This window comes from Mesorhizobium sp. M1A.F.Ca.ET.072.01.1.1 (assembly GCF_004023325.1).
Classification (GTDB): Bacteria; Pseudomonadota; Alphaproteobacteria; order Rhizobiales; family Rhizobiaceae; genus Mesorhizobium.
This window is the reverse complement of record NZ_RZSF01000210.1, coordinates 1-11,908: the sequence shown is the minus strand read 5'-3', so window position 1 is coordinate 11,908 and position 11,908 is coordinate 1. Positions and strand designations below refer to the sequence as shown.

The 11,908-nt window shown below is 63.7% G+C and carries 16 protein-coding genes and 1 pseudogene; 7 read left to right on the top strand and 10 right to left on the bottom strand.

Annotated elements, in window-relative coordinates; translation table 11 throughout:
• Positions 1-195, top strand: a 195-nt coding sequence (locus EOA32_RS39310) for a hypothetical protein (RefSeq protein WP_210214843.1), incomplete at its 5' end; no start/stop codon positions are given.
• Positions 196-258: 63 nt separating this feature from the next.
• A complete protein-coding gene (locus EOA32_RS24640) occupies positions 259-1,056 on the top strand; it encodes a lytic transglycosylase domain-containing protein (RefSeq protein WP_066991813.1) in 798 nt (265 codons plus the stop codon).
• 113 nt (positions 1,057-1,169) lie between these two features.
• On the opposite strand, the gene EOA32_RS24635 is transcribed toward EOA32_RS24640, so the two are convergent.
• Positions 1,170-1,757: a hypothetical protein gene (locus tag EOA32_RS24635; RefSeq protein WP_245499372.1), complete on the bottom strand. Its 588-nt coding sequence runs from the start codon at positions 1,755-1,757 to the stop codon at positions 1,170-1,172.
• 160 nt (positions 1,758-1,917) lie between these two features.
• Complete coding sequence (locus EOA32_RS24630; protein ID WP_066991809.1) at positions 1,918-3,141, bottom strand: argininosuccinate synthase; 1,224 nt, start codon at positions 3,139-3,141, stop codon at positions 1,918-1,920.
• 179 nt (positions 3,142-3,320) lie between these two features.
• Here EOA32_RS24630 and EOA32_RS24625 point away from each other — a divergent pair, with 179 nt between their 5' ends.
• Positions 3,321-3,962: a LysE family translocator gene (locus EOA32_RS24625; RefSeq protein ID WP_128373114.1), complete on the top strand. Its 642-nt coding sequence runs from the start codon at positions 3,321-3,323 to the stop codon at positions 3,960-3,962.
• Positions 3,963-3,976: 14 nt separating this feature from the next.
• On the opposite strand, the gene EOA32_RS24620 is transcribed toward EOA32_RS24625, so the two are convergent.
• Positions 3,977-4,438, bottom strand: coding sequence for a hypothetical protein (locus EOA32_RS24620; protein ID WP_128373113.1), 462 nt, complete (start codon positions 4,436-4,438; stop codon positions 3,977-3,979).
• Positions 4,435-5,670 (bottom strand): 23S rRNA (adenine(2503)-C(2))-methyltransferase RlmN, encoded by a 1,236-nt coding sequence (gene rlmN, locus EOA32_RS24615; protein ID WP_128373112.1) that lies wholly within the window; start codon positions 5,668-5,670, stop codon positions 4,435-4,437. The genes EOA32_RS24620 and rlmN overlap by 4 nt, the downstream gene beginning before the upstream one ends.
• Positions 5,671-5,757: 87 nt before the next feature.
• On the opposite strand from rlmN, the gene EOA32_RS24610 reads away from it, so the two are divergent.
• Positions 5,758-6,195, top strand: coding sequence for a hypothetical protein (locus tag EOA32_RS24610; protein ID WP_245499371.1), 438 nt, complete (start codon positions 5,758-5,760; stop codon positions 6,193-6,195).
• A 181-nt stretch (positions 6,196-6,376) separates the two neighbouring features.
• Positions 6,377-7,723 (top strand): chloride channel protein, encoded by a 1,347-nt coding sequence (locus EOA32_RS24605; protein WP_066991790.1) that lies wholly within the window; start codon positions 6,377-6,379, stop codon positions 7,721-7,723.
• Positions 7,724-7,821: 98 nt separating this feature from the next.
• Here EOA32_RS24605 and EOA32_RS24600 read toward each other — a convergent pair whose 3' ends face one another.
• From EOA32_RS24600 to EOA32_RS24585, 4 genes are all read right to left on the bottom strand, one after another.
• Complete coding sequence (locus EOA32_RS24600) at positions 7,822-8,328, bottom strand: invasion associated locus B family protein (RefSeq protein WP_066991787.1); 507 nt, start codon at positions 8,326-8,328, stop codon at positions 7,822-7,824.
• 59 nt (positions 8,329-8,387) lie between these two features.
• Positions 8,388-8,597: a hypothetical protein gene (locus tag EOA32_RS24595; protein ID WP_127214559.1), complete on the bottom strand. Its 210-nt coding sequence runs from the start codon at positions 8,595-8,597 to the stop codon at positions 8,388-8,390.
• Positions 8,594-8,956: a YkvA family protein gene (locus EOA32_RS24590; RefSeq protein ID WP_066991933.1), complete on the bottom strand. Its 363-nt coding sequence runs from the start codon at positions 8,954-8,956 to the stop codon at positions 8,594-8,596. The genes EOA32_RS24595 and EOA32_RS24590 overlap by 4 nt, the downstream gene beginning before the upstream one ends.
• A gap of 129 nt (positions 8,957-9,085) precedes the next feature.
• A complete protein-coding gene (locus tag EOA32_RS24585; protein WP_066991930.1) occupies positions 9,086-9,379 on the bottom strand; it encodes a 4a-hydroxytetrahydrobiopterin dehydratase in 294 nt (97 codons plus the stop codon).
• 49 nt (positions 9,380-9,428) lie between these two features.
• Between EOA32_RS24585 and EOA32_RS24580 the strand changes: the two are divergent.
• Positions 9,429-9,946: pseudogene (locus EOA32_RS24580) on the top strand (low molecular weight protein-tyrosine-phosphatase).
• On the opposite strand, the gene thpR reads toward EOA32_RS24580, so the two are convergent.
• The gene (thpR, locus tag EOA32_RS24575) at positions 9,850-10,446 is read right to left on the bottom strand and encodes an RNA 2',3'-cyclic phosphodiesterase (protein WP_128373111.1); all 597 of its coding nucleotides are present in this window, start codon (positions 10,444-10,446) and stop codon (positions 9,850-9,852) included. The pseudogene EOA32_RS24580 and the gene thpR overlap by 97 nt on opposite strands.
• Positions 10,447-10,567: 121 nt before the next feature.
• Positions 10,568-11,209, bottom strand: coding sequence for an arylesterase (locus tag EOA32_RS24570; protein ID WP_067323694.1), 642 nt, complete (start codon positions 11,207-11,209; stop codon positions 10,568-10,570).
• An 83-nt stretch (positions 11,210-11,292) separates the two neighbouring features.
• On the opposite strand from EOA32_RS24570, the gene EOA32_RS24565 reads away from it, so the two are divergent.
• The coding region (locus EOA32_RS24565; protein ID WP_145971343.1) for an ABC transporter ATP-binding protein at positions 11,293-11,908 on the top strand (616 nt) is incomplete at its 3' end.

Genomic DNA, 11,908 nt, shown 5'->3' with positions numbered 1-11,908 from the left:
CATCAGTGTGGCGCGCGCTTCGGAACGGCCGGGATGGGCAGCCGCATAGGCGAGCCTGCGCCAATGATCACAATATCGACGTCTTCCCTCAAGACACGCCACAATAAATCCTTGCGCCATAATTTATGCTTGATCGTGGGCAAATTCCCCGGCATTCGCCAGCTTCAAGCGCCGCGCAGCCCGCGCGGGCGGTGACAACCGGGCGCTTCACTGGCAGATTTGCAGCCGGGACGTGATTCAGGCAACCAGGAGAACGATATGGCATTTTTTGCCAAGGGAAGGATTTTCATGGCCGCCGTTGTGGCGGCTTTCGGGCTGGCGACAGGCGCGCAGGCCGCGGCCAGCTGCGGCAAGAACGGCGCCGGCTTCGACGCATGGAAACAGCAATTTGCCGCGGAAGCACAAGCCGAGGGCGTGGGCCAGAGGGGTCTGTCCGCGTTGGCCGGGGCGACTTACGCGACAAGGACGATCGCTGCCGACCGCGCGATCCACAAGGCTTTCAGCGGCTCGGTGGAAGCGTTCATGCAGCGTCGTGGCGGGGCCGCGATCATTTCCAAGGGCCGTGCGTTGAAGAAGCAGAATGCGGCGATGTTCGACAGAATCGAACAGACTTACGGTGTGCCGCCGGGCGTCCTGCTCGCGATCTGGGGCATGGAGACCGGCTTCGGCGCGTCGATGGGCAACCAGAACACGGTCTCCGCCATTCTGACGCTGGCCTATGATTGCCGCCGCCCGGACTATTTCACCCCGCATGCCATCGCCGCCCTGAAGCTGGTCGATCGCGGCGCGCTGACCGCCTCCTCGGTCGGCGCCATGCATGGCGAGATCGGCCATACGCAGTTCCTGCCCGGAAATGTTCTGAAGTATGGCGTCGGCAACGGAAATCTGCGCGACAGGAACACCGCGCTGGCTTCCACCGCCAACTTCCTCAAAGCCCATGGCTGGCAGGCCGGCGCGGGATATGAGGCGAATATGGGCGCCATCGCCGGCTGGAATTCGGCAAGCGTCTACCAGCAGGCCATCGCCCGCATCGCCGAGGCGATCGACGCCAACTGATGCAATATCTCCATTCCAACGAGAAGCTCGGCCTGCGCCGGGCTTTTTGTTACGGAGCAAGGATCAAAACCCAACCACCCGGAACGACCAGGTTCGATCTCATCACCTAACTCTCAATCATTCGCGTAACCGCTCAATGGACATTTCCGGGAAACGGGAATCTGGAAGGTACCGGTAGTGCCGTTGCAGGTACGGAATTTGGGGTTCCGCGGCGCTGAAGGAGCCGCCTTTGGCCTGCCCTCGATCACCGTCGGGACTCCGGCAGCTTGCGAGTAGCTGCCGCCTAAGGGGCATTTCTCGGAAGCGGCAACCTCGAAGGAGCCGGTGATAACATTTGAGCAGGTACGGAATTTAGAGTTCCGCGGCGCCGGTGTGGCCGCAGCAGCCGCCTTTGACTTGCCCTTGATGACCAACCAGATTTCGGTCGGTTGGTCGAGTTGCAGCCTGTTTATGTCGGAGTAGCTGATGCGGCCGCTGCGTATCCCCTCGGCTATGCGCTGGCAGAACAAGGCCGGCATGCGCTCCTGCGAGACGCCCATGAAGGAGGCGATTTCGTGCTTGAACGTGATGCTCCATAAATGGACAGCGGAGATGCACCCGTCCAAATTAGCCGCAGACGCCTGCTTCGTGGCTGCTTGCGAGGACCCGCACGTCATCAAGGTCAACGCCGTCGCGACCAGAAGAGAAATACTACTTTTCACTGTCAAAACCCCCCGCATCCCGCTGGGAACTTAATTGGAGCGGCGGAAAGGTCAAACGATAATTCTCTGAAGTGGTCTGAACTTTTCTTAGATTAGATACGTGAAATAACCCGGCGTCTGCGCCGGGTTTTTCCCGATCTCAACTTTCGACGTTCGGATATCAGCCTTCGCGGTTCCTTGCCGCCAGCGTCCGCAACCGCAGCGCATTGAGACGGATGAAGCCGGCGGCGTCCTTCTGGTCGTAAGCGCCGCGGTCGTCCTCGAAGGTGACCAACGCGTCGGAATAGAGCGTCTTCTTCGACTTGCGGCCGGTGACGATGACATTGCCCTTGTAGAGCTTCAGCCGCACCGTGCCTTCGACGTCTTCCTGGCTCTTGTCGATCATTGCCTGCAGCATCACGCGCTCGGGCGAGAACCAGAAGCCGTTGTAGATCAGCTCGGCATAGCGCGGCATGAACTCGTCCTTGAGGTGCGCGGCACCGCGGTCGAGCGTGATCGATTCGATCGCCCGGTGGGCGGCGATCAGGATGGTGCCGCCGGGGGTTTCGTAGACGCCGCGCGACTTCATGCCGACGAAACGGTTTTCGACAAGGTCGAGACGGCCGATGCCGTTGTCGCGGCCGAGGTCGTTAAGCGTGGCCAGCATGGTCGCCGGCGACAGCTTCTTGCCGTTGAGCGCAATCGGATCGCCCTTCAGGAATTCGATCTCGATCTCGGTGACGACGTCCGGCGCGTCCATCGGCGAGACGGTGCGCTGGTGGACGAATTCCGGCGGCTCGCTCCACGGATCCTCGAGCACCTTGCCTTCCGAGGAGGAATGCAAAAGGTTGGCGTCGACCGAGAACGGCGCATCGCCGCGCTTGTCCTTCGGCACCGGGATCTGGTGCTGCTCGGCGAAGTTGATGAGATCGGTGCGCGACTTGAACGACCAGTCCCGCCACGGCGCGATGACTTTGATGTCGGGGTTCAGCGCGTAAGCCGAAAGTTCGAAGCGGACCTGGTCATTGCCCTTGCCGGTGGCGCCATGCGCGATGGCGTCGGCACCTGTTTCTTTGGCGATCTCGACCAGATGCTTGGAGATCAGCGGCCGGGCGATCGAAGTGCCGAGCAGATATGTGCCTTCATAGACGGCGTTGGCGCGGAACATCGGGAAGACGAAGTCCGAAACGAATTCCTCGCGCACGTCGACGATGCGGATGTCCTTGATGCCCATCATCTCGGCCTTGCGGCGCGCCGGCTCCAGCTCGCCGCCTTGGCCGAGATCGGCGGTGAAGGTGACGACTTCGGCGCCGAGCTCGGTCTGCAGCCATTTCAGGATGATGGAGGTGTCGAGGCCGCCGGAATAGGCGAGCACGACTTTCTTGACGTCTTTGGTCTTGGACATTTTGGCGGTTCCGCGGGAAGATGGCTTCGCGGGCGAGGTATCACGGCCGTTCCGGGCGGCGCAAGAGACGAACAGATGCCCGCCGATGGCACAGGCTGGGCCAGATGTTTGCCTGGGCAGACGCTGGCGACGCAAAAATCGCCGCGCTATAGACTGCGCGATCCACTCCGAGGCGACCCATGTCCTTCATTCCCGACACTTCGACGCTCATCCAGTTCGCCATCGCCACGCTCATCCTGGCGATCACGCCGGGACCGGACATGACGCTGTTCGTGTCGCGTACGCTGAGCCAGGGCCGCGCCACCGGCTTCGCCTCGATGGCAGGCGCGCTATGCGGCACGTTGGTCCACACCACACTGGTGGTGGTCGGCGTCTCGGCGCTGATCGTGGCCTCTCCCATGGCCTTCTTTGCGCTGAAGATTTTCGGCGCCGGCTATCTGGTGTTTTTAGCCTGGCAGGCGGTGGCCAAAGGCTCGGCCTTTTCGCCGGAGAAGAAGACGGGACCGCAAATCTCGCTGTTCCGCAGCTGGGCGGCCGGGCTCGGGGTCAATCTCCTCAACCCGAAGATCATCCTGTTCTTCATGACGTTCCTGCCGCAATTCGTCTCCGCGCATGACCCGTACGCGCCCGGCAAGCTGTTCTTCCTCGGTGTCACGTTCATCGTGCTGTCGATTCCGGTGACGGCGCCGATGGTGCTGGCGGCGGAGAAATTCGCGGCGGCGATGAAGGCGAGCCCGCGCGTCACGCGCGTGGTCGACTATCTGTTCGGCGGCGTGTTCTCGGCCTTCGCGCTCAAGATCCTGACGACACAGGCGAAGTAGAGCCCGCGCCGAGTTCAGGGCTCCGGCAACGGCTCGCGGCGCCAACTGCCGGCAGATCGGCCGGCGGAGAGCCAGTAGAAGATGCCGCCGACCATGCCGCTGCCGATCAGCGCGAGCCTGACATTGTTGTCGGCGACATCGAAATCGCCGTCGCCGATGTTATGCGCGAAGCCGAGGAATACGACGGCGATCACGGCGCCGCCCAGCGCATAGAACAGCCAGTCGCGGCGGCCGAGCACTTCGGCGATCAGGATGATGATCGCCGCCGGCATGAAGCCGAAATAGGCGACGAACAGTGCCAGGAAAGGCACCGAAAAATAGAGCGCGGGCGCGATCGTCGGATTTCCGGGCTCCGGCGCATAGCCGAAATAGCCGAGGAACAGCACGTTGAGAAAGGCGCTCGCCGCCAGCGAGGCGATGACATAGCCGATCAGGATGGCGGCGAAGCGGACGAGATAGGCGATGATACGCCTCACGCCTCGCCGTGCCCGGCGATCATCATCGCTTCAAGCGCCAGCCGGTCCACCTTGCGCATGCGTTCCGATTCCGACTTGAGCTGGCCGCAGGCGGCGAGGATGTCGCGGCCACGCGGCGTGCGGATCGGTGAGGCATAGCCGGCACTGTTGATGTAGTCGGCGAACTTCTCGATCGTCTCCCAGTCCGAGCACTGGTAGTTGGTGCCGGGCCAGGGGTTGAAAGGGATCAGGTTGATCTTGGCCGGAATGCCCTTGAGCAGCTTGACCAGCGCCTTGGCGTCCTCGAGGGAATCGTTGACGTCCTTCAGCATCACATATTCGAAGGTGATGCGGCGGGCGTTGGAGAGACCCGGATAGGCGCGGCAGGCAGCGATCAGTTCCTTCAGCGGATACTTCTTGTTGATCGGCACCAGCAGGTCGCGCAGGTCGTCATTGGTGGCATGCAGCGAGATCGCCAGCATGACGCCGATCTCCTCGCCGGTGCGGGCGATCTCCGGCACCACGCCCGAGGTCGACAGCGTGATGCGTCTTTTCGACAGGGAAAGTCCGTCGCCGTCGGAAGCGATCAGCAGCGCCTTCTTCACCGCCTCGAAATTGTAGAGCGGCTCGCCCATGCCCATCATGACGATGTTGGATACCTTGCGGCCCTCGGCCGGCACGATGGCGCCGTCCGGCGTGTCGCGGTCGGGGAAGTCCCCGAGCCGGTCGCGCGCGGTAAGCAGCTGCGCCAGGATCTCTTCCGTCGTCAGGTTGCGCACCAGCTTCTGCGTGCCGGTGTGGCAGAAAGAGCAGGTCAGCGTGCAGCCGACCTGCGAGGAGATGCAGAGCGTGCCGCGGCCTTCCTCCGGAATATAAACGGTCTCGATCTCGACCGGACGGCCGGCGCCGCGCGGCGGAAAGCGAAACAGCCATTTGCGCGTGCCGTCGGAAGAGATCTGCTCCTCGACGATCTCGGGCCGCGCGACGGTGAAATGCTTGTCGAGCTCGGCGCGCAGATCCTTGGAGATGTTGAACATATGGGCGAAGTCGGAGACCCCGCGCACATACATCCAGTGCCAGAGCTGCTGGGCGCGCATCTTCGCCTGGCGCTCCGGCACGATGCCGGCGTGAACCAGAGCGGCGCCAAGCTCGGCACGCGTCAGACCGATCAGCGACGGCTTTTCGGCCGGCGTGGCGCGGGCGCGCAAGGCGTCGCGAGCGCCTTCGGCGGTCAGATCGAATGAAAGGGTCATGGTTGCGCCAACATAAGCGGTTTGCGGCCGATTTCAGCATCGTGCCTGAAATGAAACGCGCGCATAGCACAGCTTGCGACCGGAGTCATGTCGGCGGCACAGGCGGCCGGTGTCGCTATTCCCGCCCCGGCTGAGATCACATATTCGTGTTGGCGTAACAGCGCGAAGCGCACCCGCGAACCTGAAAGGGGCGACTATGCCCTTGCAGAAATGGGAGTACGCGGAATGCATTCGATCAAGCTTGTTGCCGTCGCCGGTCTCGCAAGCCTTTTTGCCTCGCAGGCGTTTGCCGAGGATACGATGGGCACGATGACCATGATGAAGGGTGGGCAAGTGACGGCGATCATGCCCGACGGCCATATGGGCACCATGATGCCTGACGCCAAGATGAGCGCCGAAATGATGAAGATGGCGAAGCCGATCAAGCATTGCATGATGATAATCACCGACGCCAAAGGCAAAGCCTACATGATCGATACGTCGACCAAGAAGGCCCAGGCCGAATGTGAAAAGATGGCGATGTGAGAGTGGTCGGACTCGCCAACCCTGCTGCCCGCCGGCGCAGGCCGGCGGGATATCCAAACCGCGGTCCTGCCCTGGCTCCTCGATCTCCGATTTTCGTCGCTCGCCTCGACCTGACCTGACCTCGCAGGCTTGATCCTCCCTCTCAGTGTGCTAGGGGCGGGTCATCACCCAGAGGACAGGCATGGCCGGCATATCGCGTAGATACCCGATGCTGCGGCGCTCGCAGGCTATGTGGGCGTCGCGCCGCGTCTGGCAGCCGCGCCTTGTGTTCTGGGCCGGCGCCATCTCGATCGGGTTGATCAGCGTGCTGTTCGCCATGCTGGCCGACCGGGCGCAGGCGCTGTTCCACGTCGTCACCGGCGGCGATAGCGGCAGCTGGCGCTTTTATTTGCCGCTGGTCATGACGCCCGCGGGCTTCGTGATTTGCGCCTGGCTTGCCCATTCCTTCTTTCCGGGATCGCAAGGCAGCGGCATTCCGCAGGCGATCGCTGCCCGTCACCTGCGCGATGACGAGGATCGCGGCCATCTTCTTTCGCTGCGCCTGGCAGCGGGCAAGGTTGCGCTTACCGTCATCGGTCTCGCCTGCGGCGGATCGATCGGCCGCGAGGGCCCGACGGTGCAGGTCGGCGCCTCGCTCATGCTTCAGGCGGCGCGCTGGGGCGGCATGGCGCAGGCGCGCGGCCTGATCCTGGCCGGCTCGGCTGCCGGCGTCGCCGCCGCCTTCAACACGCCGCTCGCCGGCATCGTCTTCGCCATCGAGGAGATGGGTCGCGCCTATGAGTCGCGCACCAACGGGCTGGTGCTGACGGCGGTGATCCTCGCCGGCCTCGCCTCGCTTGGCCTGCTCGGCAACTACACCTATTTCGGCGTCGCCAGGGACACGGTGGCCTTCGCCACCGACTGGCCGCTGGTGATTGCCTGCGGCGTCATCGGCGGCGGCTTCGGCGCGCTGTTTTCGCTGTTGGCGCTGAAGATCACGCGACGCGTCCGACGCTGGAATGGCCTGCAGCCATTGTGGCGCGCGCTGCTCGTGGCAGGCATCTGCGGCCTGGCGGTTGCCGCGATCGGTCTCGTCTCGGGCGGCCTTACCTTCGGAACCGGCTACGCTCAGGCCCGCGGCGCCGTCGAAGGCGCGCCGCTACCGGCGTTCTTCTTCCTGGAAAAATTCGCCGCCGGCGTGCTGTCGATGGTGTCGGGCATTCCGGGCGGCATCTTCGCGCCGTCGCTGGCGGTGGGCGCCGGCCTCGGCAGCACGCTTGGCCTGGCGTTCGGCGCAGGCACAGGCCTCGCCGCGCTGCTCGGCATGGCCGGCTATTTCGCCGGCGTCGTGCAGGCGCCGATGACGGCCTTCGTCATCATCCTCGAAATGACCGGCAACCACGACAACGTCATCGCGCTGATGTGCGCGGCGATGCTGGGCTACGGCACGGCGCGGCTGATCTCCAACGAGCCGCTCTATCACGCGCTGTCGCGCGTGTTCATCGCCGAAGCGATCAGGCGGCGCAGGGCCGTCGAGCAGCAAGGCTGAATGGCGAGCTTGGCGCTGTCGCCTTATTCGCTTGTCCCTGGCAGCACTTGCGGGAGGCGGACTTCCATATTGCCATCCGCCGCCAAGGGAGCCTCAGCCTATTTGCACTTGGCGATCGAGGCCAGCGCGGCCGAGATGCCCTTCAGCGAAAAGACGTAGGAAGTCGGGTTGCCGCGGCCGGACTTCGCCTGCACCTTCATGTCGGTGCCCGTCTTCATGGCGGCGATCAGCACCGGCTCTTCAGCGGCGTTCTCGACCCAGGCCGACTTGCCGCGGGTGAACATCGAGAAGGACTTCTTGTCGATGGTGACGGTGGCCTTGGAGCCTTCCTGGAAGTTGTAGCCGGCGATGAACTGCGGCTCATAGGACACCTGCTGCCCGGGCCGCTGGCTGACGAAGAAGAACATGTCGCCATGGTCGAGCTTCGGCGGCTGCTTGTCGGTCGGCACCGTGAGCACATAACAGACCTTGCCGCCTGCCGACTGATAGCTGTAGGTGCCCCAGGCGTTGTGCTGGCCGATCTTGGTCGCCTGCTGCGCCAGCGCCGGCGCCGCGAAGGCGGCCGCCAGGACCAGGCTGGAAACTGTAGCAATCAATCCGCGCATCGTTCTTCCCGTATTCCGAAATGGTGCGGAGGCGGGCCGCATGGCGTCCTGCCGTCGCTTCATTTTGATTTAATCAGGGTTACCAAACGGTGAATTTTTCCCAACAAAAGGAACTCACCCCAGGAAACCGCCGCCATTCGCGCCGCCGCTTCCACGCGGCGGTCGCGATGTCCCGGCGCGAACTTGGAGGGCACGAAAGCGGCAAGAGTTTGTCTTTTCGCGCGGGCGGTTTCGCGGTTTCGTTGTGGCGAAAAGTCAGCCAGGATCAACCTTTGTCGGCGAGGGCGTCCCTGGCGGCCTGCCGGTGCGCCGGGGTGATATGGGCGCTGACGGCGGTGATTGCCGCGGTGAGCACGGCAAGGTCATCGGTGAACCCGAGACCGAGCACGAAGTCGGGGATGAAATCCACCGGCAGCACGAAATAGCCGAGCGCGGCAAGCAGGGTACCCTTGGTGCGCAGCGGCGTGTCCTTGTCCATGGCGCAATAGTAGGCGGCGACCACCTCCTCCATGAACGGTATCTGCCGGGCAGCCTTCTTGGCGGTGCGCCAAAACTTCTCGCGCACCTCGCCTTCGCCGGCGAGCCTGTCGCCGAAGCCAAAGAAATCGAAACGGGATTCCTGCGCCATCAATCTCTCCTCGGCCACGCGCCAGCTTGCGTTGCGGCCACCGCGGAAGATGTGGTGAAAGCGGCACCCCCCTGCAAGGTCTCCACCGTTGCCAGCCCGGCAAATCGGAATCGGACTTATCGGCAGTCGTCAGCCGAAATAGCGGTTCATCCGCTTCGCCAGTTCGATGTCGAGCGCCGTGACGCCGCCGGCGTCATGCGTGTTCAGCGTGACGTCGACGGTCTTGTAGACGTTCGACCAGTCCGGGTGGTGGTCCATCTTCTCGGCGGCCAGCGCCACGCGGGTCATGAAGGCGAAGGCCTCGGAGAAGTTCTTGAAGCCGAAGCTGCGCTTGATGGAGGCGCCGTCGGCGGCCAGCGACCAGCCTTCGAGTTCCGCCAGCGCTGCGGTGATCGCTTCCTTGTTGAGTTTTTCCCTGGTCATGTCGGGTTCCCGTGCTATTCGGAGGTAATCCAACCATAGCGCCGGATCGATGAGCGCAAAGCCCATAAAATCCATTCTGTTCGTCGCCTCGGCAACATCTGCCGCTCGCCCTTGGCCGAAGGCGTCTTCCGCGCCGTGTGGACCGAGCGCGGGGAAGGCCGGGACATCCTTCTCGATTCGGCCGCGACCAGCGGCTGGGAGGTCGGCTCCGCGCCCGATCCGCGGTCGATCGCGGTTGCCACAAGGCACGGCATCGACATTTCCGCGCAAAAGGCGCGCAGGATAGCGCTGGACGATTTCTCGCGCTTCGACCTGATTCTCGGCATGGACCGGACAAATGTGCGCGATCTGAAGGCGTTGGCGCCGCAGGCGGCGCGCGACCGCATCCATCTCTTCCTGGAGTTTGCCAGCGGAAATGCGCGCGATGTGCCGGACCCTTACTACGAAGACCAGCAGGCCTTCGTTTCGGTCTATCGCATGATCCGCGAGGCGTCGGAGGCGCTGGCGAAGCGGCTGGAAGCGAGCGGATCGGCGCCAACCAGCGGCCAGGCTTCCTCGACGATGTAGGGGCCGCCGCCGACCGAATCCCGCGACGACATCAAGACGAAGCGGCCGACCCGGAAGGGCAGCGTGGAAAAGTTGCCGCGCGCCGACAGATATTGCGCGACGTCCGCCGGGCTCGAATTGCGCAGGCGCGCGAGCGTCACATGCGGCGAGAATTTGCGCGGATCGGCCGGCAGGCCGAGCCGCTGGCAGATGCGGTCGATCTCGCCCTGCAGCGCCACCAGGTCCGGCGAGGCGGACACGCCGGCCCATACGGCGTGCGGCTTCTTGCCGCCGAAAGCGCCCACGCCGGAGAGCGCCAGGGAGAAGGAGGGACGGTTGACGCGATCGAGCGCATTGGCGATGTCGTCGGCGATATGGCCCTCCACATCGCCGATGAAGCGCAGCGTCAGATGATAGTTTTCGACGTCGATCCAGCGGGCTCCGGGCAGGCCGCCCCGGAGCAGCGAGAGTGAAAGCGCGGCATCACGCGGAATTTCGAGGGCGGTGAAAAGACGTGGCATGGGAAGCTTCCTGTCCTCGAATCGAAACTCTCGCCCCTAGCGAATCATCGATAGCCATGCGGGGCAAGCGGTTTGTTGTCCACAAGCTTTCCCCTGGGGAAACCGTGGCGTTTTGGTCTCATCACGCGCCGCCCTTGGCGGCGATGGCCTTTTCCACGACCGGTAGAATGCCTTTGACCATGACGTCTATTCCCTTCGGGTTGGGATGAAGACCGTCCTCCAGCTGCATGGCCGGGTGGCCGGCGACCCCGTCAAGAAAAAACGGATAGAGCGGAACGGCGTATTTCGCGGCAAGCTTCGGGTAGATGGCGTCGAAGGCCTTCTGGTACTCGGCGCCGAGATTGGGCGCTGCAAGCATGCCTGCCAGGAGCACCGGGATGTTCCGTTGCTTCAACTTGGCCAACATAGCGTCGAGATTTTTCTCGGCGATCTCGGGCGAGACGCCGCGCAGCATGTCGTTGGCGCCGAGCTCGAGGATGACGAGCCCGGTGCCGTCGGGCACCGACCAGTCGAGCCGCGCGAGGCCGCCGCTTGTGGTGTCGCCGGAAACCCCGGCATTGCCGACGGCGACGTCGAGGCCTTTTGCCTTCAAGGCCGCCTGCAATTTATCGGTGAAGCCCTCATCGGGACCAAGGCTGAACCCCGCCATCAGGCTGTCGCCGAAGCCGACGATCTTGAACGTATCGGCGCGCGCCGGCGAAATGGCACCGCAAACCACCAGGAGAAGAGTGAGGGCTGCGGCAGCTGAGTGTTTGAAAGCCATGCGGCGAGCCCCATATGACCGACACGATTCATGCAAAGGAGACATTTTTGCCTCCTTCTTCCACCATATAGGGCGCATTCATTGTGACAGAAGCCGTCATCGCATTGAGGGATGTCTCGCTGACGCTCGGCGAGGGCGCTTCCTCCGTCCGTGTACTGAAGGGTGTCAGCCTCGATGTGGCCGCCGGCGAAGCCACCGGGATCGTCGGCCCGTCGGGATCCGGCAAGTCCACCTTGCTGATGGTTCTGGCCGGGCTGGAAAGGGTCGATTCGGGCACGGTTCGGATCGCCGGAGAATTGCTCAACGGCAGAAGCGAGGACCAGATTGCTTCATTTCGGGGGCGAAACATCGGCATTGTCTTCCAGTCCTTCCACCTTATCCCCAACATGACGGCGCTTGAGAATGTCGCGGTGCCGCTGGAGCTCGCCGGGCACAACGACCCGTTCGGGGTGGCCGCGCAGGAGCTCGCGGCGGTCGGCTTGAGCGACCGCGTGACGCACTATCCGGGAGAGCTTTCGGGCGGCGAGCAGCAGCGCGTGGCGATCGCCAGGGCCCTGGCGCCTTCGCCGCGCATCCTCATTGCCGACGAGCCGACCGGCAACCTCGACCAGGCGACGGGAAAGCAGATCGCCGACCTCCTCTTCGCCAAGGCGACGGAGCGCGGCATGACGCTGGTGCTGGTCACGCACGATCCGGCGC

Coding starts and splice junctions, on each gene's coding strand:
- EOA32_RS24640 (WP_066991813.1), top strand. CDS start 259: ATGGCATTTTTTGCCAAGGGAAGGATTTTCATGGCCGCCGTTGTGGCG.
- EOA32_RS24630 (WP_066991809.1), bottom strand. CDS start 3,141: ATGTCCAAGACCAAAGACGTCAAGAAAGTCGTGCTCGCCTATTCCGGC.
- EOA32_RS24625 (WP_128373114.1), top strand. CDS start 3,321: ATGTCCTTCATTCCCGACACTTCGACGCTCATCCAGTTCGCCATCGCC.
- rlmN (WP_128373112.1), bottom strand. CDS start 5,670: ATGACCCTTTCATTCGATCTGACCGCCGAAGGCGCTCGCGACGCCTTG.
- EOA32_RS24610 (WP_245499371.1), top strand. CDS start 5,758: ATGTCGGCGGCACAGGCGGCCGGTGTCGCTATTCCCGCCCCGGCTGAG.
- EOA32_RS24605 (WP_066991790.1), top strand. CDS start 6,377: ATGGCCGGCATATCGCGTAGATACCCGATGCTGCGGCGCTCGCAGGCT.
- EOA32_RS24600 (WP_066991787.1), bottom strand. CDS start 8,328: ATGCGCGGATTGATTGCTACAGTTTCCAGCCTGGTCCTGGCGGCCGCC.
- EOA32_RS24590 (WP_066991933.1), bottom strand. CDS start 8,956: ATGGCGCAGGAATCCCGTTTCGATTTCTTTGGCTTCGGCGACAGGCTC.
- EOA32_RS24585 (WP_066991930.1), bottom strand. CDS start 9,379: ATGACCAGGGAAAAACTCAACAAGGAAGCGATCACCGCAGCGCTGGCG.
- thpR (WP_128373111.1), bottom strand. CDS start 10,446: ATGCCACGTCTTTTCACCGCCCTCGAAATTCCGCGTGATGCCGCGCTT.
- EOA32_RS24570 (WP_067323694.1), bottom strand. CDS start 11,209: ATGGCTTTCAAACACTCAGCTGCCGCAGCCCTCACTCTTCTCCTGGTG.